Source organism: Pseudomonas sp. A125 (assembly GCF_055409485.1).
Genome location: NZ_JBUZVP010000008.1, coordinates 163,205 through 185,915, shown reverse-complemented (window position 1 = coordinate 185,915; position 22,711 = coordinate 163,205). Strand labels below are relative to the sequence as shown.

The 22,711-nt window shown below is 61.2% G+C and carries 23 protein-coding genes; 13 read left to right on the top strand and 10 right to left on the bottom strand.

Features of this window, described 5'->3' with window-relative positions:
• Window positions 1-203: 203 nt before the first annotated feature.
• The 4 genes from ACZRN6_RS13455 (at window position 204) to ACZRN6_RS13440 (ending at window position 4,372) form a co-directional block, all read left to right on the top strand.
• Entirely contained in the window at window positions 204-1,235 is a 1,032-nt protein-coding gene (locus ACZRN6_RS13455) for an amino acid ABC transporter substrate-binding protein (RefSeq protein WP_322147321.1), read from the top strand.
• 72 nt (window positions 1,236-1,307) lie between these two features.
• Window positions 1,308-2,489: an amino acid ABC transporter permease gene (locus ACZRN6_RS13450; RefSeq protein ID WP_322147320.1), complete on the top strand. Its 1,182-nt coding sequence runs from the start codon at window positions 1,308-1,310 to the stop codon at window positions 2,487-2,489.
• 10 nt (window positions 2,490-2,499) lie between these two features.
• Entirely contained in the window at window positions 2,500-3,597 is a 1,098-nt protein-coding gene (locus ACZRN6_RS13445; RefSeq protein WP_322147319.1) for an amino acid ABC transporter permease, read from the top strand.
• Window positions 3,598-3,607: 10 nt separating this feature from the next.
• A complete protein-coding gene (locus ACZRN6_RS13440; protein ID WP_003171943.1) occupies window positions 3,608-4,372 on the top strand; it encodes an amino acid ABC transporter ATP-binding protein in 765 nt (254 codons plus the stop codon).
• 59 nt (window positions 4,373-4,431) lie between these two features.
• Here ACZRN6_RS13440 and ACZRN6_RS13435 read toward each other — a convergent pair whose 3' ends face one another.
• A complete protein-coding gene (locus ACZRN6_RS13435; RefSeq protein ID WP_464008174.1) occupies window positions 4,432-4,920 on the bottom strand; it encodes a type II toxin-antitoxin system MqsA family antitoxin in 489 nt (162 codons plus the stop codon).
• Window positions 4,917-5,228 carry a type II toxin-antitoxin system MqsR family toxin gene (locus ACZRN6_RS13430; protein ID WP_464008173.1) on the bottom strand — a complete coding sequence of 104 codons (312 nt, stop codon included), beginning with the start codon at window positions 5,226-5,228 and terminating at the stop codon, window positions 4,917-4,919. The genes ACZRN6_RS13435 and ACZRN6_RS13430 overlap by 4 nt, the downstream gene beginning before the upstream one ends.
• Window positions 5,229-5,387: 159 nt before the next feature.
• Here ACZRN6_RS13430 and ACZRN6_RS13425 point away from each other — a divergent pair, with 159 nt between their 5' ends.
• Together ACZRN6_RS13425 and ACZRN6_RS13420 are read left to right on the top strand one after the other, a co-directional pair.
• Entirely contained in the window at window positions 5,388-6,047 is a 660-nt protein-coding gene (locus tag ACZRN6_RS13425; RefSeq protein WP_464008172.1) for a FadR/GntR family transcriptional regulator, read from the top strand.
• Complete coding sequence (locus ACZRN6_RS13420) at window positions 6,037-7,317, top strand: CynX/NimT family MFS transporter (RefSeq protein WP_464008171.1); 1,281 nt, start codon at window positions 6,037-6,039, stop codon at window positions 7,315-7,317. Before ACZRN6_RS13425 ends, ACZRN6_RS13420 begins: the two co-directional genes overlap by 11 nt.
• Here ACZRN6_RS13420 and ACZRN6_RS13415 read toward each other — a convergent pair.
• From ACZRN6_RS13415 to ACZRN6_RS13380, 8 genes are all read right to left on the bottom strand, one after another.
• Complete coding sequence (locus ACZRN6_RS13415) at window positions 7,314-7,964, bottom strand: DUF1120 domain-containing protein (RefSeq protein ID WP_464008170.1); 651 nt, start codon at window positions 7,962-7,964, stop codon at window positions 7,314-7,316. The genes ACZRN6_RS13420 and ACZRN6_RS13415 overlap by 4 nt on opposite strands.
• A gap of 11 nt (window positions 7,965-7,975) precedes the next feature.
• On the bottom strand, window positions 7,976-9,106 hold the full coding sequence (locus tag ACZRN6_RS13410; RefSeq protein WP_464008169.1) for a DUF1120 domain-containing protein: 1,131 nt from the start codon (window positions 9,104-9,106) through the stop codon (window positions 7,976-7,978).
• Window positions 9,107-9,116: 10 nt separating this feature from the next.
• Window positions 9,117-11,573, bottom strand: a complete 2,457-nt coding sequence (locus tag ACZRN6_RS13405; protein WP_464008168.1) for a fimbria/pilus outer membrane usher protein — start codon at window positions 11,571-11,573, stop codon at window positions 9,117-9,119.
• 102 nt (window positions 11,574-11,675) lie between these two features.
• Window positions 11,676-12,389, bottom strand: coding sequence for a fimbria/pilus chaperone family protein (locus tag ACZRN6_RS13400; RefSeq protein WP_322147306.1), 714 nt, complete (start codon window positions 12,387-12,389; stop codon window positions 11,676-11,678).
• A 29-nt stretch (window positions 12,390-12,418) separates the two neighbouring features.
• Entirely contained in the window at window positions 12,419-13,039 is a 621-nt protein-coding gene (locus tag ACZRN6_RS13395; protein ID WP_322147305.1) for a DUF1120 domain-containing protein, read from the bottom strand.
• 65 nt (window positions 13,040-13,104) lie between these two features.
• Entirely contained in the window at window positions 13,105-13,737 is a 633-nt protein-coding gene (locus ACZRN6_RS13390; protein WP_322147304.1) for a DUF1120 domain-containing protein, read from the bottom strand.
• A gap of 35 nt (window positions 13,738-13,772) precedes the next feature.
• Window positions 13,773-14,390: a DUF1120 domain-containing protein gene (locus ACZRN6_RS13385; RefSeq protein ID WP_322147303.1), complete on the bottom strand. Its 618-nt coding sequence runs from the start codon at window positions 14,388-14,390 to the stop codon at window positions 13,773-13,775.
• A gap of 41 nt (window positions 14,391-14,431) precedes the next feature.
• Window positions 14,432-15,043, bottom strand: a complete 612-nt coding sequence (locus ACZRN6_RS13380) for a DUF1120 domain-containing protein (protein WP_464008167.1) — start codon at window positions 15,041-15,043, stop codon at window positions 14,432-14,434.
• A gap of 436 nt (window positions 15,044-15,479) precedes the next feature.
• Between ACZRN6_RS13380 and ACZRN6_RS13375 the strand changes: the two genes are divergently transcribed.
• From ACZRN6_RS13375 to ACZRN6_RS13345, 7 genes are all read left to right on the top strand, one after another.
• On the top strand, window positions 15,480-16,217 hold the full coding sequence (locus ACZRN6_RS13375; protein ID WP_322147300.1) for a response regulator: 738 nt from the start codon (window positions 15,480-15,482) through the stop codon (window positions 16,215-16,217).
• A 201-nt stretch (window positions 16,218-16,418) separates the two neighbouring features.
• Complete coding sequence (locus ACZRN6_RS13370; RefSeq protein WP_322147299.1) at window positions 16,419-17,054, top strand: response regulator transcription factor; 636 nt, start codon at window positions 16,419-16,421, stop codon at window positions 17,052-17,054.
• Window positions 17,055-17,156: 102 nt separating this feature from the next.
• A complete protein-coding gene (locus ACZRN6_RS13365; RefSeq protein WP_464008166.1) occupies window positions 17,157-17,672 on the top strand; it encodes a nuclear transport factor 2 family protein in 516 nt (171 codons plus the stop codon).
• Between the two features lie 135 nt (window positions 17,673-17,807).
• Window positions 17,808-18,098, top strand: coding sequence for a GIY-YIG nuclease family protein (locus ACZRN6_RS13360; RefSeq protein WP_322147297.1), 291 nt, complete (start codon window positions 17,808-17,810; stop codon window positions 18,096-18,098).
• Between the two features lie 76 nt (window positions 18,099-18,174).
• Window positions 18,175-19,110: a glutathione S-transferase family protein gene (locus ACZRN6_RS13355; protein ID WP_464008165.1), complete on the top strand. Its 936-nt coding sequence runs from the start codon at window positions 18,175-18,177 to the stop codon at window positions 19,108-19,110.
• 110 nt (window positions 19,111-19,220) lie between these two features.
• Window positions 19,221-21,647, top strand: a complete 2,427-nt coding sequence (locus ACZRN6_RS13350; protein WP_464008164.1) for a TonB-dependent siderophore receptor — start codon at window positions 19,221-19,223, stop codon at window positions 21,645-21,647.
• Window positions 21,647-22,684 (top strand): YncE family protein, encoded by a 1,038-nt coding sequence (locus tag ACZRN6_RS13345; RefSeq protein ID WP_464008163.1) that lies wholly within the window; start codon window positions 21,647-21,649, stop codon window positions 22,682-22,684. The genes ACZRN6_RS13350 and ACZRN6_RS13345 overlap by 1 nt, the downstream gene beginning before the upstream one ends.
• The last annotated feature ends 27 nt before the right edge of the window (window positions 22,685-22,711 follow it).

Here is a 22,711-nt window from a genome sequence, read left to right as displayed (position 1 = left end):
GCTTGCTATGAGAAACCCGATGTCAAGGCTCACCCCAGGCGGTAACACTATCAGTGACTGACGCCTGTGGGATAGCAACTGGACTTAAAGCGAAAACCTCATGCTGTTTGACCCCAAAAAAAGCCAACACGGGTCGATGTCGCCTCATAAGGGTGCGGTGGGGTTCTAGCGCTGGCACAACAAGAGCAAAACTGGAGGTTTGAATGAAGGTATTGAAATCCACCCTGGCCATCGTGACCGCGGCTACCGTACTGGGTGTCAGTGGTTTCGCCCAGGCTGGCGCCACCCTGGACGCCGTGCAGAAGAAAGGCTTTGTGCAGTGTGGCGTGAGCGACGGTCTGCCGGGCTTCTCGGTGCCGGACGCCAGCGGCAAGATCCTCGGGATCGACGCTGACGTGTGCCGTGCTGTTGCCGCAGCCGTATTCGGCGATGCAACCAAGGTCAAATTCAGCCAGTTGAATGCCAAGGAGCGTTTCACCGCGCTTCAGTCTGGCGAAGTCGACATCCTGTCGCGCAACACCACCATGACCAGCTCTCGCGATGCCGGCATGGGCCTGAAATTCCCGGGCTTCATCACCTACTACGACGGTGTTGGCTTCCTGGTGAACAACAAGCTGGGTGTAAAAAGCGCCAAGGAACTGGACGGTGCAACCATCTGCATCCAGGCCGGTACCACCACTGAGCTGAACGTTTCCGACTACTTCCGCGCCAACAACCTGAAGTACACCCCGATCACGTTCGACACCTCCGATGAAAGCGCCAAGTCGCTGGAATCCGGTCGTTGCGACGTACTGACCTCCGACAAGTCCCAGCTCTACGCACAGCGCAGCAAGCTGGCCTCGCCGAAGGACTACGTGGTGCTGCCGGAAACCATTTCCAAAGAACCACTGGGCCCTGTCGTGCGTAACGGCGACGACGAGTGGCTGGCCATCGTGCGCTGGGTTGGCTACGCCATGCTCAACGCTGAAGAAGCCGGCATCACCTCCAAAAACGTCGAAGCTGAAGCCAAGTCCACCAAGAACCCGGACGTTGCCCGTCTGCTGGGTGCTGACGGCGAATACGGCAAAGACCTGAAAGTGAAGAAAGACTGGGTCGTACAGATCGTCAAGCAAGTCGGTAACTACGGTGAAGTGTTCGAGAAAAACCTCGGCAAAACCACTCCCCTGGAAATCGATCGTGGCCTGAACGCACTGTGGACCAACGGTGGCATTCAATACGCACCACCTGTGCGCTGATCGCTGATGGTTCTGTCACCCGGTGGGCCAACCGCCGGGTGATGTTCTGTTCCATTATTCCTGGGGCACTTAATGCAAAATCAAATCGGCGCACCAAAACAGAAGCTCAGCTTCAGTGATCCAAAAGTGCGTGCGTGGCTATTCCAGATCATCACGATTGTGGCGGTGGTCTCGTTGGGCTGGTACCTGTTCAACAACACGCAAACCAACCTTCAACACCGGGGCATTACCTCGGGTTTCGACTTTCTTGAGCGCAGTGCCGGCTTCGGTATCGCTCAACACCTGATCGACTACACCGAATCGGACAGCTATGCCCGGGTCTTTGTGATCGGTCTGCTCAACACCTTGCTGGTGACCGTGATCGGCGTGGTCCTGGCGACCATCCTCGGGTTCATCATTGGCGTGGCGCGCCTGTCGCCCAACTGGATGATCAACAAGCTGGCGACCGTGTATGTGGAAGTGTTCCGCAACATCCCGCCACTGCTGCAGATCCTGTTCTGGTACTTCGCGGTCTTCCTGACGATGCCAGGGCCGCGTAACAGTCACAACTTCGGCGACACGTTCTTTGTCAGCAGCCGTGGCCTAAACATGCCTGCCGCGCTGATGGCGGACGGTTTCTGGCCGTTTGTGATCAGCGTCGTGGTGGCGATCATCGCCATCGTGCTGATGACCCGTTGGGCCAACAAGCGCTTTGAAGCCACCGGTGTTGCGTTCCACAAATTCTGGGTGGGCCTGGCGCTGTTGGTGGTGATCCCGGCGTTGTGTGCATTGATCTTCGGCGCACCGTTGCACTGGGAAATGCCCAAGCTGCAAGGCTTCAACTTCGTAGGCGGCTGGGTACTGATTCCCGAACTGCTGGCGCTGACCCTGGCCCTGACCGTGTACACCGCGGCGTTTATCGCCGAAATCGTGCGTTCCGGTATCAAGTCCGTCAGCCACGGCCAGACCGAAGCGGCGCGCTCCCTCGGGCTGCGCAACGGTCCGACCTTGCGCAAGGTGATCATCCCGCAAGCCCTGCGCGTGATCATCCCGCCGCTGACCAGCCAATACCTGAACCTGGCGAAAAACTCGTCATTGGCGGCCGGTATCGGTTACCCGGAAATGGTTTCGCTGTTTGCCGGCACGGTGCTCAACCAGACCGGCCAGGCCATCGAGGTTATTGCCATCACCATGAGCGTGTACCTGGCGATCAGCATCAGCATTTCCCTGCTGATGAACTGGTACAACAAGCGCATTGCGCTGATCGAGCGGTGAGGAAACCAGCATGACTTCTCATATTTTCAAACCCGACATGCCGCCACCCAACAAGGTCTTCGGGCCGATGGCGTGGATGCGTGCCAACCTGTTTTCCAGCTGGCTCAATACCCTGCTGACGTTGCTCGCGTTCTACCTGGTCTACCTGGTAGTGCCGCCGATCCTGCACTGGGCGATCCTGGATGCGAACTGGGTCGGTACCACCCGCGCCGACTGCACCAAGGAGGGCGCCTGCTGGGTGTTTATCCAACAGCGCTTCGGGCAGTTCATGTATGGCTACTACCCCGGCGACCTGCGCTGGCGCGTAGACCTCACCGTGTGGCTGGCCATTGTTGGTGTGGCGCCGTTGTTCATCTCGCGCTTTACCCGCAAGGCGGCCTACGGCCTGAGCTTTTTGGTGGTGTACCCGATCGTTGCCTACTTCCTGCTGCACGGCGGGATCTTCGGCATGACCAACGTGGCTACCAGCCAATGGGGCGGCTTGATGCTGACCCTGGTGATCGCCACGGTGGGTATCGCAGGCGCGTTGCCGCTGGGCATCGTGCTGGCGCTGGGTCGGCGTTCGAACATGCCGGCGATTCGTGTGGTCTGCGTGACCTTCATCGAATTCTGGCGCGGTGTGCCGTTGATCACGGTGCTGTTCATGTCGTCGGTGATGTTGCCGCTGTTCCTGCCCGAAGGCATGGGCATCGACAAACTGCTGCGGGCGTTGATCGGCGTGATCCTGTTCCAGTCGGCCTACGTGGCCGAAGTGGTGCGCGGTGGTTTGCAGGCCATTCCCAAGGGCCAGTACGAAGCCGCTGCAGCGATGGGCCTGGGTTACTGGCGCAGCATGGGCCTGGTGATTCTGCCCCAGGCGCTGAAGATGGTGATCCCGGGCATCGTCAACACGTTTATCGCGTTGTTCAAGGACACCAGCCTTGTGATCATCATCGGCCTGTTCGACCTGCTCAACAGCGTCAAGCAAGCTGCCGCCGACCCGAAATGGTTGGGGATGGCCACTGAAGGCTACGTGTTCGCCGCCCTGGTGTTCTGGATTTTCTGTTTTGGTATGTCCCGCTATTCCATTCATTTGGAACACAAGCTGGACACAGGCCACAAGCGTTAGGAGTTTTGTGATGAGTGAAGCGATCAAACAGCCTGTGAGCCCTGAAGGCATTATTCAGATGCAGGGCGTCAACAAGTGGTACGGCCAGTTCCACGTGTTGAAAGACATCAACCTGAACGTCAAGCAGGGCGAGCGTATCGTGCTGTGCGGCCCATCGGGTTCCGGCAAGTCCACCACCATTCGCTGCCTCAACCGTCTGGAAGAGCACCAGCAGGGCCGCATTGTGGTCGATGGCGTGGAGCTGACCAACGACCTCAAGCAGATCGAAGCGATCCGTCGCGAAGTCGGCATGGTGTTCCAGCACTTCAACCTGTTCCCGCACCTGACCATCCTGCAGAACTGCACGCTGGCACCGATGTGGGTGCGCAAGATGCCCAAGCGCAAGGCTGAAGAAATTGCCATGCACTACCTTGAGCGCGTGCGTATTCCGGAACAGGCCCACAAGTTTCCGGGGCAACTGTCCGGCGGCCAGCAACAGCGTGTGGCGATTGCCCGTGCGTTGTGCATGAAGCCGAAAATCATGCTGTTCGATGAGCCGACTTCGGCGCTCGATCCGGAGATGGTGAAGGAAGTTCTGGACACCATGATCGGCCTGGCGGAAGACGGCATGACCATGCTCTGCGTGACCCACGAAATGGGTTTTGCGCGCACCGTGGCCAACCGCGTGATCTTCATGGACAAGGGCGAGATCGTTGAACAGGCGGCGCCGAATGACTTCTTCGACAACCCGCAAAATGATCGGACCAAGTTGTTCCTGAGCCAGATTCTGCATTGATCGATGAGTGATGCTTGAAACAATAAACCCGGCCTGGCGCCGGGTTTATTTTTGCCTGTCTAGGAGGCGTTGAGGGCTTCTTGCGTCTTGTTGTTGATGGTGTAGGTGAAGGCGTTGCGCAGGTCTGCGCCTTCGGCCAGTTCTTTGGCATCGGTTAGCAAATGGGGGTAACGATCCAGCAGGCGCATCAGCACCATCAAGGGTTTGGGCGGCGTTATTTCACCGCGTTCGTAACGTGAGAATGCGTTGTGGCCGCCACCGGAGAGCAAACTCACGGTTTCTTTTTGCGTGAGGTGCAGCTTGCGGCGGATACGCTTCAGTTCGGCACCCATCATCCCTCGGGCAGCGTGGAGCAGATCATCACCTGCCTGGGCATGACGTTCGCAGCTATCGGGGTCATACATGCCGTCCTCGCACACCTGACATTCCCAGCCTGAAAGATCATCAATGCGCCGCTCCATGCCTTTTATATGCATGGTTTCGCTGCGGCCTTCAAAACGCGTCATGGCGTCGGGGGCTCCGCAGATGAAGCAATGTTGGGTGTTCATAGGCTCATCCTTTTGAAGGAGATCACCGCAGGGTTGCTTGCGTAGCAGTAAGTCACCTTGATGTAAATCTCCAGGCCGTGTGAATGGATGTGGTAGACGTCATGCCAGATCCGATGATCGGCATAGGTGGTCATCGACTTGTAAAGCATCCTGTTTTGCAATTCGAAAATAATCGCCTGCATCTCAGAGAGATCAAGGTCCAGAGCCTCTCCGGTCTGCTTTGCCGCACGCGTGAAAGCCTTGGCGCCAAGCCGCCTGACATCCGCCTTTATCACCGCCAAATCGTAATGAGGTGTGTACTTTTCCATAAGACACCTGAGTCCAATAATTACCCTCTGAGGGTAATTTTACTAATCGAAAATACTGCTCCTTTGCCTGTTCAAGAACCCTAGTGCGTTGCCTTTGTAGGCAACTCCGAATAGGCTGTAGGAAAATTCATCCCATGATTGGATGAAAGGACGAAACCCATGACAGACATCGCCCCGCTGATCAAACGCTCCCTCGTCGATCAAGCCCTGGACCAGCTGCGCCAGCGCATCACCCAAGGCGTCTGGGCCATCGGCGAGCGCCTGCCCACCGAGCCCGAGTTGTCTGCCGAGTTGGGCATCAGCCGCAACACCGTGCGCGAAGCCATGCGCGTATTGGCGTTTTCCGGGTTGATCGAGATCCGTCAGGGCGACGGCAGCTATTTGCGCTCCATGACCGACCCTCTGGGCACCATGAAGGCCTTGTCCCACTGCACCGTGGCACAGGCCCAGGAGACGCGGCAGATTCTCGAGGTCGAGGCCATCGGCCTGGCCGCCATGCGCCGTACCGATGAAGACCTGAGCGCTTTGCGCGAGGCACTGAAAACCAGCGGCGAGCATTACCACGGTGATCTGGAGCACTACATCAGTTGCGACCTGGTGTTCCACAAGCGCCTGGTGGACGCGGCGCACAACCCGGCCTTGAGCGAGCTGTATCTCTACTTCTCCAGCATCGTCGGCGCGCAACTGCGCCAGACCCTGAACATCCAGCCGCGCCGGCAGGCGGTGTTCGACCTGCATGGCGCCTTGCTCGAAGCAGTGGAACAACAAGACCCGGAACGCGCCAAGGCCCTGTGCCGGCAGTTGATCAATGAACCTTGAAGCCGAGAGCACCATGCCCCGTTCAGAAAACGCCCTTGAAGAACTGTTGATCGACGCCGAAGCCGATGACGAGCAGGTCCAGCACAGCCCTCCGGTGGTCAGCCGTCCCTGGCTGTTGCTGTTGGGCCTGATCCTGGTGGCGTTGAACCTGCGCCCGGCGCTGTCGAGCATGTCGCCGTTGCTCGCCGAGGTTTCCAATAGCCTCGGCTTGTCGGCTGCCAAGGCCGGCTTGCTCACCACCTTGCCGGTGTTGTGCCTGGGCCTGTTTGCGCCGCTGGCACCTATCCTGGCCCGACGTTTTGGTGCCGAGCGCGTGGTGTTGGGCATTCTGCTGACCCTGGCTTGCGGCATCATCCTGCGCAGTTCATTCGGTGAGGTCGGGCTGTTCGCCGGCAGCCTGCTGGCCGGCGCGAGCATCGGCATCATCGGCGTATTGCTGCCGGGCATCGTCAAGCGTGACTTCGCCAAACAAGCCGGCACCATGACCGGCGTGTACACCATGGCCCTGTGCCTGGGCGCAGCGCTGGCGGCGGGTTCTAGCGTGCCGCTGAGTCGTTACTTCGGTGACAGCTGGAACATCGGCCTGGGTTTCTGGATCCTGCCGGCGCTGGTAGCGGCGCTGTTCTGGTTGCCGCAAGTCGGCCAGAAGCACGGCGCCCATCAGGTGGCTTACCGGGTGAAGGGGTTGCTGCGTGACACGCTGGCCTGGCAGGTGACGTTGTACATGGGGCTGCAATCGTCGCTTGCCTACATCGTGTTTGGCTGGTTACCGTCGATCCTGATCGGCCGTGGCCTGAGCGCAACCCAGGCGGGCCTCGTGCTCTCCGGTTCAGTCATCGTGCAGTTGGCCAGTTCCCTGGCCGCACCCTGGCTGGCCACCCGCGGCAAGGACCAGCGCCTGGCCATTGTGGTGGTGATGGTGCTGACGCTGGGTGGCTTGTTCGGTTGCCTGTACGCGCCACTGGACGGTTTGTGGGGCTGGGCGATTCTGCTGGGCCTGGGCCAGGGCGGCACGTTCAGCCTGGCGCTGACCTTGATCGTGCTGCGCTCGCGGGACGCCCATGTGGCCGCCAACCTGTCGAGCATGGCCCAGGGCATCGGCTATACCCTGGCGTCCATGGGCCCGTTCGCGGTCGGCCTGGTGCATGACTGGACCGGCGGCTGGAACGCGGTCGGGTGGATTTTTGCGGTGATCGGCCTGGGCGCGATCATCGCCGGGCTTGGCGCCGGGCGCGCGCGGTACGTCGGCGTGACCAGCGAGAAAGTCTAGAGGTAGATAACCTCCAGGGTGCTTGAGCCGTCCATGTCGATCTCGCTGCTCAGGTCCAGGTTCTGCTTGGCGGCGATCACCGTCTCGACCTTCACACGGCTGTTGAGGAACTTGATGGCGGCCGGCCCCGCCGTGCCGCCGGCCTGGTCGGTAAACCCCAGGTAGCTGCGCGCACCGATGTCGATCGGGTTGCTGTTGGCGCTGCGCCAGGCCAAACCGCCGGTGGTTGACTCGGTACCGTAGACCTCGGCCAGCGGGATGGCCTGGGTTTGCGTCGGGTCGAAGCTCAGGGAGTACAGCCCTATCTTGTTGCCACTCTTGTCCAGGCCCAGTCCGTAAAAAATCTCGCTGTTGACGTTCGCCGTGCCGTCACGGTTGTCGCGCATGCGCAAGGCAAAGCGACTGTTGCCGTTGCAGTCGACGGTCACGTCCAGGTACCGGATTGGCAGGCGGGTGCCGCGATCAAGGTTCAAGTCGGCCTGGGAAATCTTGCCGTAGTCGATCAAGCCATTGCTGGAGAGCAGCGGGGTACAGGCGGTGGGGGAAAGCAGGCCCTTGACGGTCAGCTCGACGGTAGCGGCGCCGAGTGCCGGGGTGCCTGCGCCAAGTATCGATAACGTAGCGAAAGGGATCAGGAAGCGTTTCATGGACAGGTCCTTTAAAGGTATTTGATTTCAATCGTGCCTGAGCCGTCGAGCAACACGTCGGTGCTCAGGTCCAGGTTATTGGTAGGCGACAGAATCGCCCTGACGCTCACTTGGCCACTCAGGTTGTGGATGGCCGACGGGCCGGCATGGCTGGCCGGAGCGGTGGTGAAACCGAGCCAGCTGTTTTGGCCGATGGGAATCGGGAACGCGTTGGAACTGCTCCACGCCACGCCGCCGGTGGTGGAGTCGGTGCGATAGAGGCTGGGCTGGGTGTCGGCCTGCATATCGAACGGGTCGAAGTACAGGAAATAGCGGCCGATTTTATTGCGGCTGTTATCCACACCCAGGCCGTAGGCGGTCTCGTCGGTGCCGCCGGTGGCCGAGCCTTTGCGGTTGTCCTGCATGAGCAAGGCGAAACGCGTGGGGCCGTCACAGCCGATGCTCAAGGTCAGGCTGCGGGAAGCGAGGGCCGTGTCCCGGTCGGCATTCAGGCTTTTTGCCCACATGCGGCCGTAGTCGATTACGCCGCCATTGGACAGGTTGATCTCGCAGGCCGCCGGGGCGAAGTGGGCATTGAGGGTCATCTCCCGCGATTGGCCAGTGGCCCCGGACTCAAACAGCCCGAAGGCTTCCCACGTCACGGCGTCACGCACGTGGGCGGCGCTTTCCTGGGCCCTGGCGCTGACCCGCAGTTGCACCGAAAACACATTGCCTTGCACCGGCAAGCCGTCGCGCAACGGGGCAATGGCATGGTCCGCCTGCCAGTCCATGCGGTTGGCGCGGGTCCCGGGAGGCTGGCCCCGGCCCGGGATCAAACCCAGTTCCACTGCCTGGCCATCGAGTACGCCATCGCTGGCCTGCATGACGTAATGGCCTTGGTCACTGAAACGAAAGCGCTCGGCGCCGATGGCCAATGCCCGGTAAAAAATACTCATGTCCGTGGGTTTCTGGCAGTTGAGGCTCAGGCTCAGGAAGCGTTCACCGAGGGCGATTTCGCTGCCGGAGGGCCTGTGGATCGCCCGGTTCATCAAGCCGAAATCCAGGTGCGGCTCGCTCAAGTTCAGCCGGCAGTCATCCGACTGCGCCAGGGCCACGTCGGCGCCAGCCAGCACCAGCAGGCAAATGCTCATTAAGCGTTTCATTACAGCTTCCTCATGGCGTCAGGCACCTGGCCGGAGCGGTTTCGAAATACACTTGGGGGTCGGTTTTTTCTTCCAGGCTGAACGTCAGTTCACAACGGCTGATGCCCGGGCCCTTGACCCACAGACGGCGCGGGTCCAGCACATTGGCCAGGAACACTTGGCTGCCTTCCTGCACCAGGGTCACAAACTCGCCGTCGGCGGTACTCACCGTGGCACCGCGAGGCAGCGGCGCGCCTTGGGCGGTGGTAACGGTCAACAGGGCACGGCGGGTGACGGCTACGCCAAACTCGACCCGGTCCACCGCGCCACGCCCGGCAGAAATCACCGCCAGGCCGTTGCTGATGTCGGCGTTGCGCGGCAGTGAGCGGGTTTGCACTTCCACCGGGCTGCGCCCATAGGCGGCCACTTGCGAGACTACCGCCTGGCCCTGGCTGTCGGTCCATACAGGCCCACTGGGCGTACTGAGCTTGATCCCGGCCATGTCGCCCACCGATACCAGGGCGAACGTGTCATTCACCGGGTAAGGCGAAAACGTCAGCCCGTTGCCATGGGCGACGATGGCACCACGGACGCCTCCCTGGTAGCTCGACCGCTCGGCGCCTTCGCGGCTGTAATTGAGGTCCAGCTGGGTGTAGCGCGGCAGGTAGGACACCCCCAGGGTGGACTCCACTGCCTGGTCGCGGCTGTCATGTTCGGCGCTGGCCCGATAACTCAGCTGATCGTCGACCTGTTCGCTCAAGCCCAGCCCGATCCGGTGTTCACCCCCGGAATTACGCACCCAGGTCCGAGCCCGACGGTTTTCTCCCAAGGGCATGCTCAGGTTCAGGTACACCGCGTTGTCATCGTTCTGGCGGCCGCTGACTTGCCATTCGGCACTGGCCGATACCGACACCCCGCGCACACTGGTGCCCCAGGAGGCCAGGGCCCGGCTGCTGTTTTCGCCGCTGAAGGTGCTGGTGCGCGAGACCCCGGCGTTGAATGCCCCAAGCCATGGATGCGCCCAGCCCAGGGAAAGGCTTTGCTGGTCGCGGTAGCGTGAGCGCCGTGCGCTGTCGTCGTGGTAGCCGTAGGCGGTATCTTCCAGTTCGCGGTAGCCGGGTGTGCGGTGAGAGGTGCCTGCGGTAATCGACCACTGCTGGCCCAGGCGCTGAGATAACGACAGGTCTGTCTGGACCCCGCGTACAGTGTCCCGGCCGTGGGTGTCGGCCAGTTGGGTGGCCAGTTGCAGTTGCCCGTCTACCCACGGCAGCCATGCCAGGCTGGCGCCGGTGGACCGGTAGTCTTCGGCCACGAGCACACCGGCGCCGATACTGGACAGCGGGTTCAAGGCACCACTCCAGCCGGCGCTCACGACCCACGGATCATCGCCCCGGGTCTGGCCAATGTTGCGTACGCGCCCTGCGCCCACCGAGTAGCCCGGTGCCGCGAGGCCCAGCCCGAGCATGGCCGCAGGCACCGTAAAGCGACGCTCATCGCCGATGCTTTCCTTGACGGTGACTTCGACGTCCGAGCGCGTGTTCAGGCGTCGCACATCCGTCAGCGAAAACGGCCCGGCTGGCACCACGGTGGAATGAATCAGCGCGCCGTTCTGCCGTACCTCGACCTGGGCCGGGCTGTTGGCGATGCCATTGATGGTCGCGCCCTGGGCCTGGTCCTGCAGGGCTTGCTCGGTAAATACCTGCACCCCGGTGATCTGCGCCGTCGACAGCACCGGGTTGTAGAGGCTGAGTTGCCCGGCCTGCAGCACGGCTTGCTGCGCGGCGAAAGTGCGCTGGGCATAGGCTTCCAGGTGCGTGGTGCGCGAGAGCCCGGCCTGCCAGGTCTGCACCTGGCGGCTGCGCACGATCCAGTCGCCGGCATTGAAGCCGACCTCGGTATTGGCCGAGCCGAAGCGGCTGGTGTCATCGCCGTATCGGTTGTACAGGCCGCTGAGGTCGTAATTGAGCAGCCCGGCAAAACCGCCCGTTTGATAGCCTGACAGTTCCTGCCGGCGAGGGCGCAGTGCTTCGGTTGGCACCAGCAGCGAAATGCTCAGACTGCCCGGGTCTTGCTCGACCACGGTTTGCGGGTACTGCGCCGTAAAGTCATGGCAGCCGGTGTGGGTCAGTGAGGCGGGCACCACTAATTCGGCGGCATCGAGCAGTGCCTGGTCGAAGCACAAGGTGCCCTGGCTGTCGAAACGCACATCGAGCCGGCCGCGGCGTTGGCCGTTGACGGTCAGGCTCACGGCATGTACCCCGCCGGTATAGCGCGGGGTTTCCAGCAACAGGTACGCCAGCTCAGGGTCGATACCTCGCTGTTGCAGGGTTTGCGGGTCAAAGGATTGCCCGGCCGGCGCCGCGTCAGCCCAGGCGGGGGTGAGCAACAGGGCCAGCGCAGGTGGCAGGGCGATCCTTTTCAAGTGTCGAGGGTATGAAGAAAAACCGCCCACGGCTTTGCCGTCGCAGTCGGGAGTTACTGTGTTCACGAGAAGGCACTCGGGTTATGGAAACCAGCAGCGGTTGGCGGGCTTCCCGGTGACGGTCTGGGCGGTCACTTCGTTATGGGCGCTAGGGTGGATTCAGGGTTTTCAACGGGTGCTGATCGGGGCTTCAAAGGCGGCCACAGTGAAACCGTAGACCGTGGCCGGCTGCATTCGCACGGTGGTGGCGCGGGCATTCGGTGCCGGTACGCTCATGGATTCGCCGGGAAGTATGTAAGTGCGCGGCAGTACCGCCTTGTTTTTGCCGGGCAACAGTTGCAGCTCCTGGGCCATGCGCACCACATATTTGCTGTCGTTGCGCACGTGCAGTTGACCGTCGTCCAGGGACCAGGCCAGGCCCTTCCATGGTGTGCGGTTGGGCGCCAGCCCTTTGGGATGAATGATCACCGGCAGGTTCTGGCGCACCGTTACACCCACCCGGGCATGCCCGGCCTCGGAGGGCGTGCGGTCCTTGGGCATGCCTTCGAAAATCACACGCTTGAGGCGCTGGGTTTGCAGCGGTTTCTGGTTCTGCAAAATGAACCGCACCAGCTGGCTTTTATCGGCCTCGACCCGGGCCAGGGGCGGGGTGACAAACAACAGGGGTTCGAGGTCTTCGGGCAAGTCTTCCAGGGTGACGTGCAACAGCGCGAGCTTGTTGTCGGTGTTGGTGACTGACACCGAGGCTTCGCCTTGTTCTTCGTAGACGATCACCACCGAAGTGTCGGGCACCATGCCATCGGCCCTGGCCTCGGCGCTCAACAACCAGGCAAGGGCGCCAAGGCTGCCGAGGATCCGGCGTGGGGTTAAATACGTTTTCATGAGGTGCATCCTGAGTGAGTGCAGGGTGGTTACAGGTAGCGCAAATCCAGGACCAACGAGCCGTCGAGCAGGACTTCCTGCTTAAGGGTCAGGCTCTGTGCGGGGTTTACCTGGGTGTTGGCGCGTATCCGGGTGGCCAGCTCCCAAATTGGCTCGGGCAACGGTCGGCCGGGGCGGGCGAAGCCCATCAACGTCCTGGGGTGGATGGTGGCTTGTGGGACCCATACGGACCCTTGGTTGACCAGCGATTGCATCGGTTGCCTGTCGCCCACCGCGTTTTCAAACGTGAGCATCACAAAACCCAAGTGTTCGTCGCTGGCGTGCTGGTTTTTCCCCAGGCCAAACCGGGTGTCGGGTGCGGGCGAGGAGTCGGCCCGGTCATCGAAGCCCATCAAGGCAAACAGCATGGGGGCCGTACAGTGGATTTCCAGGTCCAGCCATTGGGCGGGCAGGGCGGTGGGCGTGCCAGGGTTGAGGCCGTGGGCGGCGATCCTGCCGTGATCGATCACCCCACCACCGGATAACGTGGCGGTGCACGAACTGGGGGTGACCAGCCCGGAAACGGTCATCTCAGTAGCAGTGTCCGCGAATACCATGGAGCCGGAGTTGAGCAATAACAGCGTCGCGAAAAGGCGTAGGTGTTTGTTCATCATTCGGTCTTCAGTGTGTTCGGTACGGGTAACGAACGCCGCATCAGCGGCGTCGCTGCGCGGGTCTACAGGTACTTGATTTCAAACGTGGCCGAACCATCGATGGGGTGTTCGTCGCTCAGGTCCAGGCTGTCGGCGCGGGCGATGTAACCCCATATGTTCACATCGGTGGTCACCTCGGTGACCGGGATCGGCAGCCAGATGCCTGAGGAGCGATCGCCGAAGGCGGCAAGCGAAGTCGGAGGGTTTCCGGTGGACCCATCCCGCCACGTGAGGCCGTTGTCGATCGACTCCAGGACTTGGGTCGGGCCGGTATCGGTCACGGGGTTTGCCAGGGCCACGATGTAGAACCCCAGCTTCTGGTTGCCGTTGATCAAGCCCATCCCGTAGGTACGAGTGGATGTGCCGGCGGCCGAGCCGGCACGGTTATCGGTGCTTTTTATGGCAAACAAGGTGGCACCGTTGCACTGGATCACCATCTGCAAGGTGGTCATGGGCAACGCTGTTGACGTGGTCAGGTTCAGGTCCTTGGCGGACAGCTTGCCATAGTCGACAACGCCACTGCCGGACAAACTTGGCGAGCAGGCGTTGGGGGTGATTACCCCTTTTACGGCCAGGTCCACCGAGGACGCAGCGACGGCTTGCGCGCAAGTGCCCAGCAGCAGGGTGGCGACCAGGGCGTTCAGCGTGTTGTTCATGGCTCAGAGGTTCCTTTCATGTAAATCCTGGGGGCTTACAGGTATTTCATCTGCAGGGTGACATGGCCATCCAGAGGGATTTCTTCGAGTATTGTCAGGCGGTCGGCGCTGTTGATCTGGGTATACAGGCGCAAGTCGGCGGTGAAGCGCCTCACGGCAATCGGCACCATGCTGTTGCCGGCGGCGCCGATCGCCGTCAGCGTGAGGGGCCCCAGGCGTACCGACGGTGTCCAACTGACACCTCCGTTGTCAGAGGTCAATGTCCTGGCGGGCGCATCGTCGGCCACCGCGTTGTAAAGGCCAAAGCCGGCGCTGCCGAGCTTTTCGTTGTCGGGGGTCATGCCCAGGCCATGCATGTGATCGTTGATCGCGGAGCTACCAGCACGGTTATCGATGGTGCTGAAGGCCAGCAGGGTCGAGTTGTTGCACTGGATGCCCAACTGCAACGACTGCGTTGGCAGCGAGGTCGGCCGGTCCGGGGTCAGGTCCTTGGCCGTCATCTTTCCATAGTCCACTACGCCTCCACCGGAGAGCGAGGGTTCGCAGGCATCGGGCGTAATGACGCCCTGGACGACGAGGTCGGTGGTGCTGGCGGCAAACGCCGCGGGTGCAAGCAGCAAAGTGGTGAGAAAGACAACGGACGAGGGCTTCATGGGCGAGCTGACCTTTGGTTGCTGTGGCTAGGGCAAGGGGGTTACAGGTACATCATTTCGATGGTGGCGGAGCCGTCGATGTTGACTTCGTCGCTCAGGTCCATGCCATCGGTCCTGGCGATCGAGGTGGCGACTTCCAGGCCCATGGTCAGGTCCCCGGTGGGGCGTGGCAGTACACCGTCCGTGCTCACGGAGTAAAGGCCGAAGTCTTCCATCCAGTTTTGCGGCTCCCACGTGGTGCCGTTGTCGTAGGAAGCGATCGGCTGCACGGTGTCGCCATCAGCCACCGGCGTGCGCATCGTTACCGTGAATATCCCAAGCTTTTGACTGTCGTTGATAAAGCCCAGGCCAAAGCCGACGGTTGATGCCGAGCCGCGACGGTTATCCACAGTCTTCAGGCCGAACGCGATCGGCGCATCGCAATTGACCTCCAGTTGCAGGGTGTAAGTCGGAAGGCGGGTGTAGCCGGTCGGGTTCAGGTCCTTCGCTGACATTTTGCCGTGATCGACGATCCCGCCACTGGACAGGGTTGGGGTGCACGCATTCGGCGTGATGATGCCTTTGACGGTCAGGTCGACAGTGCTGGCCGCAAACGCAGGGGCTGTGCCGGTGATCAGCAGGGCGCTGGCAAGGGCGATGAGGTGCTTGTTCATGGTGTGTGGTCTCGGGAACGTCAACTGACCGGAGCGTTGGGTCAGTACAGATTGCGGGTCGCCATATGAGATGGCGGGTTGCCCTTTTGGGGTGGGGCGCAATTTAGCGTTCAGGTCGAGTGCGGGAAATACAACAAATACGACATTCCGGAGACCGGGGAATCCTTACTGGATCAAGTCGGAATAGTTGATTTCGCGTGTAGGAAAAAATGCTTTTTCGTAGTATTTGTATCGCCTCAAATACGCTCATATGGATAGCTTCTCTTCGGAACGGGTGCCAAAAGCGCGCCCTTATCTGAAGACATGCCAGTCACTCGGATGGCCAGTCTGTTTCCATATCGAGGTGGTCATGAGGCCAAGCGTTCTTGCAGGCGATGACCCAATAAAGCAAACGGTGCCATGGCGCCCACCTCCTTCCCACTGGAAACATTTAAGTGTGCTGGTGGTTGAAGACCATCAGGCCTACCGTGCGCTGATGGGCTGGTTTTTACAGAAGTTCGAGCTGGCGCATGAGCTGGTCGGTGATGGGCAGGCGGGCTTGACTGCGTTCTCCCGCAAGCATTTTGACCTGGTGATCAGCGACTGCCGGATGCCCGTACTGGATGGCTACAGCATGGCCCGGGAGATTCGCCGCCGGGAGGCGACGCACGGGCGTGGCCGTGTTCCGATCATCGCCGTGACCGCCAAACTGGGGGCCGAGGATGCCAGGCGCTGCCTTGAGGCCGGCATGGATGCCTGGGTGCTCAAGCCTCTTTCGCTGGAGCGGTTGCGCGACTTGCTCGAAAGCTGGTTGCCGCTGCCGCCCGATGCAGCAAGCTTGCCCGCTACCGTTACCCCTGCGGCAAGCCAGCCCTGGCCCACCCGGGCCGACCTGATCCAGACCTTTGGCGACACGCAGGTCGTGGACCAGATGCTGCGCAGTTTGGTGCTGGAAGCCGATGCGGACTACGCCAGGTTGCTCAATGCCGGGCGTACCCTGGATAAATACGCGATGATCGAATGCCTGCATCGTTTGGCCGGGAGCCTGGCGTTTCTGGGTGGCACTGAACTTGACGGGCGAGCGGCGCAGTTGATCGAGCAGGTGCGCAAGAACGGTGTTCAAGGCAGCCGGCAAGCGTTGCAACAGTTTGAAAAGGACGTGGTGGTCTACCTGCGTTATTTGACATATTTATGACAGTTTTGGATTTTTTGTAGGAGGCATTACCTTGATTTGTAGCTTTGTTTTGTAAGGGAATTCTTTTTATTTTGTAGGCATTGAAGTCTTTCACTAAAAACACGGGGGCGAGGCGAAATTGGGCGCAGGCTGCACGGTTGTTGCCTGGAACGCTCGCGGGTATTTTGGCGTGAATCAATTTGCCATTACTCATGGATGCCTATGTTTCGCGTAATTATTGCTGACGATCACCCCATTGTTCGTATCGGGCAGAGGGTAGTGATCGAGGCCAATGGCAGGTGCAAGGTGGTCGGTGAGGCCAACGGCCCTGACGAGTTGCTGCGGGTGTTGAGCGTGACGCCGTGTGATGTGCTGGTCACCGACTTCGTCATGCCGGGCGACCTGCAAGCCGATGGCTACGGGTTGCTCGGCCTGCTGCAGCGCCAGTACCCCACGTTGCCGGTGATTCTGGTGACCATGTTCGCCAACATCGCCACCCTGCGTGCCTCCTTCGCCCAGGGCGCGCAGGCCATTGTGGCCAAGAGCGCGTCGGCCAAGGAATTGCCCACCGCAATCAGGGAGGTCTGTGAGGGCAAGACCTTTGTCAGTGAGTGCCTGCGGGCCCAGTTGGCCCAGGCCGGCACCGGGGACCAGTCACAGACCCCGCAACTGTCCGACAAGGAGCGCGAAGTGGTGCGCATGCTGGCCAGCGGCATGACCGTCAGCCAGATTGCCGCACGCGTCAATCGCAGCATTTCCACCATCAGCAAGCAGAAAAGTACCGCCATGCACCGGCTGTGCATTTCCACCGATGTGGACTTGTTCGCCTATGCTCGTAGCTGCGGGATGGTGCCCTGACCCTCATGGGGCTGGTATTCCCGGCATCAATGTCGATAGTGTTCAGGGGCCTTGGGGATTATCGTACCCGGCCCCCCCCAATTCCTTTTGCGGAACCTGCCCATGAGCGACGCGCATAACGTCCTGATCACCGAATTTTACAGCGCGTTTCAGCGCCTGGACGCCGAGGCCATGAGCGCCTGCTACACCGACGATGTGGTGTTCAGCGACCCGGCCTTCGGTGAGTTGCGTGGCCGTGATGCCGGCGACATGTGGCGCATGCTCACCACCCGCGCCAAGGATTTTTCCCTGACCTTCGACAGCGTGCGCAGCGACGAAATCACCGGCAGCGCGCATTGGGTGGCGACCTACCTGTTCAGTGCCACCGGCAACACCGTGGTCAACGATATCCAGGCGCGCTTTGTGTTTCGCGATGGCAAGATCTGTGAGCACCACGACCACTTCGACCTGTGGCGCTGGTCGCGCCAGGCGTTGGGCACCAAAGGGCTGTTGCTGGGCTGGACACCCCTGGTGAAAAACGCCGTGCGCGCCCAGGCGTTGAAAGGGCTGAAGGCGTTCCAGGCCCGTGGCGAGGGGGCTTGTCCCCCGTTGGGCCGCAAAGCGGCCCCAGAAAGGTAATTGCGGCCTTTTCAGAAGGACCGCGATTGCTGATTAGGGCCGCTCCGCGGCCCAACGGGGGACAAGCCCCCTCGCCACAGGACATGGAGGCATTGATAAGATGCGTGTTCTTCTCTTGTGGTGTCGGAACGGATTGTGAATAGCGCTTCTGAAGTTGTGCCTGTCGAAGCCAAGCCGTGGTTTGTCTACCTGGTGCGTGCCGCCAATGGCTCGCTCTATTGCGGCATCAGCAATGACCCGGTGCGCCGTTTTGCCTCTCACCAGAGCGGCAAGGGCGCACGGTTTTTCCTGTCCAGCCCGGCGGTCGCGCTGGTGTATACCGAAGCGTGTGCGAGCAAGGGCGAGGCGCTGCGCCAGGAGCGGCTGATCAAGAAGTTGAAGAAAAGCGCCAAGGAATGCCTGGCGGCCACCGGCGTATCAATTTGACTGATGGGTTCCCATCACGCCAAACGACGGTGTGGCGAGCTAAGCTACACGTCCACTTGTTTTAGCGGAGTCCAGCATGTCCGAGTTGATTCTTCACCATTACCCGACATCCCCGTTCGCGGAAAAAGCTCGCCTGCTGCTGGGCTTCAAGGGCTTGTCCTGGCGTTCGGTGCACATCTCGCCGGTGATGCCCAAGCCCGACCTGACCGCGCTCACCGGCGGCTACCGCAAGACTCCCGTGCTGCAGGTCGGCGCTGACATCTATTGCGACACCGCGCTGATTGCCCGGCGCCTTGAGCAGGAAAAATCCTCGCCGGCCCTGTTCCCGCTCGGCCAGGAAGCGATCACCCGAACCTTCGCCGCGTGGGCCGATTCGGTGGTGTTTGCCCATGCCGTCAGCCTGGTGTTCCAGCCCGAGTCGGTAGCGGTGCGTTTTGCCAAGTTGCCACCGGAAGCGATCAAGGCGTTTATCGCCGACCGTAGCGCGTTGTTCAGCGGTGGTTCGGCGACGCGCATTCCGGCGGAACTGGCGCGCCATCAATGGCCGGCGATCATGGCGCGGCTGGAGCAACAGCTGCAGCGTGAATCGGGGGACTTCCTGTTTGGCGAGCCGTCGATTGCCGACTTCTCCCTGGCCCATCCCCTGTGGTTTCTCAAGGCCACACCCGTGACGGCGCCGCTGGTGGACGCCTATCCCGCCGTTTCGGCATGGTTGGGCCGGGTGTTTGGTTTCGGCCATGGCACCTCCAGCGAAATGACCTCGGAACAGGCACTGGAGGTGGCTCGCAACGCGGCACCGGCGGCCTTGCCTGAAGAGTTGTTCGTCGACCCGAACGGCTTTAAAGCCGGCCAGCAGGTGACCGTCTCTGCGACCGATTACGGTGTCGACCCGGTAGCCGGCGAACTGCTGTTTACCGGCAGTGAAGAGCTGATTGTGCGACGCACCGACGAGCGTGGCGGCACTGTGCATGTGCACTTTCCGCGCTTCGGGTTTCGGATCCAACCGGTGTGACCGAAATTATTTTCAAAACGATGTGAGGTAAAGCTGTCGGCCATCCGTGTAGTGCTTGAAACTGCGATTAATTCGCATTAACAGCGTTTTTACACACGGGTTCTCAAAGCATGAAGTCCAGGGCAACGTCGGCGGGTTCGGTTAAACAGTGGCTGGGAGCCTCGGTATTGGCGGTTTCGGGGCTGGCGCTGCTGCCCTTGGGCATGGCGCAGGCGGCCGAGGCGCAGCAACAGAGCACCGTGTTCAACTTTGCCCTGACCGCCAAGCCGTTGCCCCAGGCCTTGAGCGACTTCACCCGGGTGACCGGCATCAGCGTGGTCTACACCGACGAAGCGCCCTACGCCATCAAGGCACCGGCCATCACCGGGCAGATGAGTGCAACCCAGGCCATGCAGCGCCTGCTGGCTAATTCCGGCTTCACCTTCCGCCAGATCGACGCCCGCACCCTGGCCCTGGAACCGTTGCCCACCGAAGGCGCGCTGAACCTCGGCGCTACCACCATCAACGGTACCGCCCCGCCGTCGGACACCACCAGTTATCAGCCGCCGCCGACCAGTTCGGTGATGCGTTCCCATGGCTTGCTGCTGGAGACTCCACAAACCGTTAACGTGGTGCCGGCCCAGGTGATTCGCGATCAACAGCCGCGTAACCTCGACGATGCCCTGGCCAATGTCAGCGGCATCACCCAGGCCAACACCTTGGGCAGCACCCAGGACGCGGTGATGCTGCGCGGCTTTGGCGACAACCGTAACGGTTCGATCATGCAGGACGGCATGCCGGTGGTGCAGGGCCGCGCGCTGAACTCCACCGCCGAGCGCGTCGAAGTGCTCAAGGGCCCGTCGTCATTGCTGTACGGCATTCAGGACCCGGGCGGCGTGGTCAACATCGTCAGCAAGAAGCCCGAGTTGATCCAGTCCACCTCGCTGACCGTGCGCGGCTCGACCTTTGGTGACGGCAAGAACGGCAGCGGCGGTAAACTCGACACCACCGGGCCGATCGGTGACAGCGGGTTGGCGTACCGCTTGATCGTTGATCATGAAGACGAAGATTACTGGCGCAACTTCGGCACCCACCGCGAGAGCCTGATCGCCCCCTCGCTGGCTTGGTATGGCGACAGCACCAAGCTGTTGTTTGCTTACGAGCATCGGGAGTTTCTCTCGCCGTTCGACCGCGGCACCGCCATCGATCCCAAGACCAACCACCCGCTTGATATCCCGTCCACGCGCCGCCTGGACGAGCCTTTCAACAACATGGAAGGCCGCTCCGACCTGTACCGCTTCGAAGCCGACCATGACCTGAATGACGATTGGAAAGCCCACTTCGGCTACAGCTGGAACCGCGAGACCTACGATGCCAGCCAGGTGCGTGTGGTCAAGGTCAACAGCAACGGTACCCTGACCCGCAGCATGGACGGCACCCAGGGCGCGCTGACCACCGACCGCTTCGCCACCGCCAGCCTTGAAGGCAAGGTGAACGTCGCCGGGATGCAACACGACCTGACCTTCGGCCTAGATGACGAGTACCGCAAAATCTACCGCGCCGACCTGATCCGCCAGTCGCCCCGGGGTACGTTCAACTACAACGACCCGGTCTACGGTAACGAAGTAGCGGGCACCACAGTCAGCGCGCCGGACAGCAACCAGATGGATCTGTTGCGCAGCGACTCGCTGTTCATGCAGGACGCGATCCACCTCACCGACCAATGGATTGTGGTGGGCGGTGCGCGCTATCAGATGTACGACCAATATGCGGGCAAGGGCGTGCCGTTCACCGCCAACACCGACGGCAATGGCCAGAAATGGGTGCCGCGTGTGGGCCTGGTATACCGCTATACCGACGAGCTGTCGTTCTACGGCAGTTACACCGAGTCGTTCAAACCCAACTCCACCATCGCGCCGCTGGCGAACAAAACGATACTGGATGGCAGCCTTGAGCCGGAGCAATCGAAGTCCTGGGAGTTGGGCACCAAACTCGACATGCCGGGCCGCATCACGGCCAGCGCGGCGCTGTTCAACATCGAAAAGCGTAACGTGCTGGTGCAAGTGGGCGATGGCCTGACGGCGGTCTACAGCGTTGCCGGCAAGGTGCGTTCCCGTGGCCTGGAGCTGGATGCCAGCGGTCAGTTGACGGATAAGTGGAGCGTGATCGGCAGCTATGCGTACACCGATGCTGTTGTCACCGAAGACCCGGGCCTGAAGGGCAACCGCCTGCAAAACGTCGCGAAGAACACCGGTTCGCTGTCGGCGGTTTACGACTTTGGCAGCATCCTCGGTGGCGATCAGTTGAGGGTTGGCGCGGGTGCACGGTATGTCGGCGAGCGTTCGGGCGACGCGGCCAACAGTTTCGACCTGCCGGGTTACACCGTGGCCGATGCGTTCGCTACCTATGACACCAAGGTCGACGGGCAGAAGGTCAAGTTCCAGCTCAACGTGAAGAACCTGTTTGACCGTACCTATTACACCTCGGCCGTGAATACCCAGTTCGTGTCCATCGGTGATGCCCGCCAAGTGTCTGTTTCAAGCACCCTGGAGTTCTGATGAAGCCTTGGTTATTCGCAGCCTTGCTGCTCAGTGGCACCGCGTTGGCCGATGACGCCACCTACCATCGCGAGCACCGGGTGACGCTGCCCGGTTCCGCCCACAGCTGGGGCTTTGTCGGGCTGGACCCGACCCGGCCCTATCTGTTCCTGGCCCGCCGGGAAAACGGCCTGAGCGTGTTCGATGTGAAGCAGCAGCGCCTGGTCGAGACGGTGGCGCAGTCCGAAGGTGCGAATGGCGTGGTGTTCGTGCCCGAAGTCGACCGCGTGTTTGTGCTCAACACGGATGGCAGCTTGAGTGTGGTGCAGTTATCCACACTCAAATTCCTTAAGCGTATTGCGGTGGCGCAAAGCAACCTGAACAGCGCGGTGTATGAACCTTCGACCGGCAAGGTAATTATCGTCAGTGGACGTAGGGCGGACCGTTCGACGTTGTTTGAATTCGATCCCAGGCAGGAACGAATCACCGGCGCCCATGAGCTGGCGGTAAAGAAAATCGACCCGCTGCTGGTCAAGGGCTACGGCAGCTTCTTCCTGCCGATGCGCGATGAAGGCAAGGTCGCCCGGTATTCGGCGAGCACCTTTGCGCTGCTCGATACCTGGCAGTTCGCCGATTGCCCCAAACCCAGCGCCCTGGCCCAGGACGTGGCGCGCCAGCGGCTGTTCGTGGCGTGTCGCGGTGAGTCGCCGGTGTTGATCGTCGCCGACCGGGAAACCGGTGAAGTAAAGGCGAAGCTGGCGATCACCCGTGACGTCAACGCCCTGGCCTACGACGAGCAGCACCGGCGGTTGCTGATCCCCAGTGGCGTCGATGCCAACCTGACACTGGTGGATCAACAGGATGCTGATCACTACGCCGTGCGCGCCAGCGTCAGCACTTTGCCGATGGCCTACAACATGGCGTTCGACCCGGCGAGCCAGCGGGTATACCTGCCGGCCATGGACTTTACCCAGCCGGCATCGAGCAAGGCCGAGCCCAAGCCAGACCCGCTGTTTCACGCCAATACATTTTCCGTAACCACCCTGGGCCTTGATTGACCGGGAGGAATTGCACAAGCTGCGCAC

What these genes read in the sequence shown, in the direction of transcription:
- ACZRN6_RS13455 (WP_322147321.1), top strand. Translation starts at nt 204, where the DNA reads ATGAAGGTATTGAAATCCACCCTGGCCATCGTGACCGCGGCTACCGTA.
- ACZRN6_RS13450 (WP_322147320.1), top strand. Translation starts at nt 1,308, where the DNA reads ATGCAAAATCAAATCGGCGCACCAAAACAGAAGCTCAGCTTCAGTGAT.
- ACZRN6_RS13445 (WP_322147319.1), top strand. Translation starts at nt 2,500, where the DNA reads ATGACTTCTCATATTTTCAAACCCGACATGCCGCCACCCAACAAGGTC.
- ACZRN6_RS13440 (WP_003171943.1), top strand. Translation starts at nt 3,608, where the DNA reads ATGAGTGAAGCGATCAAACAGCCTGTGAGCCCTGAAGGCATTATTCAG.
- ACZRN6_RS13435 (WP_464008174.1), bottom strand. Translation starts at nt 4,920, where the DNA reads ATGAACACCCAACATTGCTTCATCTGCGGAGCCCCCGACGCCATGACG.
- ACZRN6_RS13430 (WP_464008173.1), bottom strand. Translation starts at nt 5,228, where the DNA reads ATGGAAAAGTACACACCTCATTACGATTTGGCGGTGATAAAGGCGGAT.
- ACZRN6_RS13425 (WP_464008172.1), top strand. Translation starts at nt 5,388, where the DNA reads ATGACAGACATCGCCCCGCTGATCAAACGCTCCCTCGTCGATCAAGCC.
- ACZRN6_RS13420 (WP_464008171.1), top strand. Translation starts at nt 6,037, where the DNA reads ATGAACCTTGAAGCCGAGAGCACCATGCCCCGTTCAGAAAACGCCCTT.
- ACZRN6_RS13415 (WP_464008170.1), bottom strand. Translation starts at nt 7,964, where the DNA reads ATGAAACGCTTCCTGATCCCTTTCGCTACGTTATCGATACTTGGCGCA.
- ACZRN6_RS13410 (WP_464008169.1), bottom strand. Translation starts at nt 9,106, where the DNA reads ATGAAACGCTTAATGAGCATTTGCCTGCTGGTGCTGGCTGGCGCCGAC.
- ACZRN6_RS13400 (WP_322147306.1), bottom strand. Translation starts at nt 12,389, where the DNA reads ATGAAAACGTATTTAACCCCACGCCGGATCCTCGGCAGCCTTGGCGCC.
- ACZRN6_RS13395 (WP_322147305.1), bottom strand. Translation starts at nt 13,039, where the DNA reads ATGAACAAACACCTACGCCTTTTCGCGACGCTGTTATTGCTCAACTCC.
- ACZRN6_RS13390 (WP_322147304.1), bottom strand. Translation starts at nt 13,737, where the DNA reads ATGAACAACACGCTGAACGCCCTGGTCGCCACCCTGCTGCTGGGCACT.
- ACZRN6_RS13385 (WP_322147303.1), bottom strand. Translation starts at nt 14,390, where the DNA reads ATGAAGCCCTCGTCCGTTGTCTTTCTCACCACTTTGCTGCTTGCACCC.
- ACZRN6_RS13380 (WP_464008167.1), bottom strand. Translation starts at nt 15,043, where the DNA reads ATGAACAAGCACCTCATCGCCCTTGCCAGCGCCCTGCTGATCACCGGC.
- ACZRN6_RS13370 (WP_322147299.1), top strand. Translation starts at nt 16,419, where the DNA reads ATGTTTCGCGTAATTATTGCTGACGATCACCCCATTGTTCGTATCGGG.
- ACZRN6_RS13365 (WP_464008166.1), top strand. Translation starts at nt 17,157, where the DNA reads ATGAGCGACGCGCATAACGTCCTGATCACCGAATTTTACAGCGCGTTT.
- ACZRN6_RS13355 (WP_464008165.1), top strand. Translation starts at nt 18,175, where the DNA reads ATGTCCGAGTTGATTCTTCACCATTACCCGACATCCCCGTTCGCGGAA.
- ACZRN6_RS13350 (WP_464008164.1), top strand. Translation starts at nt 19,221, where the DNA reads ATGAAGTCCAGGGCAACGTCGGCGGGTTCGGTTAAACAGTGGCTGGGA.
- ACZRN6_RS13345 (WP_464008163.1), top strand. Translation starts at nt 21,647, where the DNA reads ATGAAGCCTTGGTTATTCGCAGCCTTGCTGCTCAGTGGCACCGCGTTG.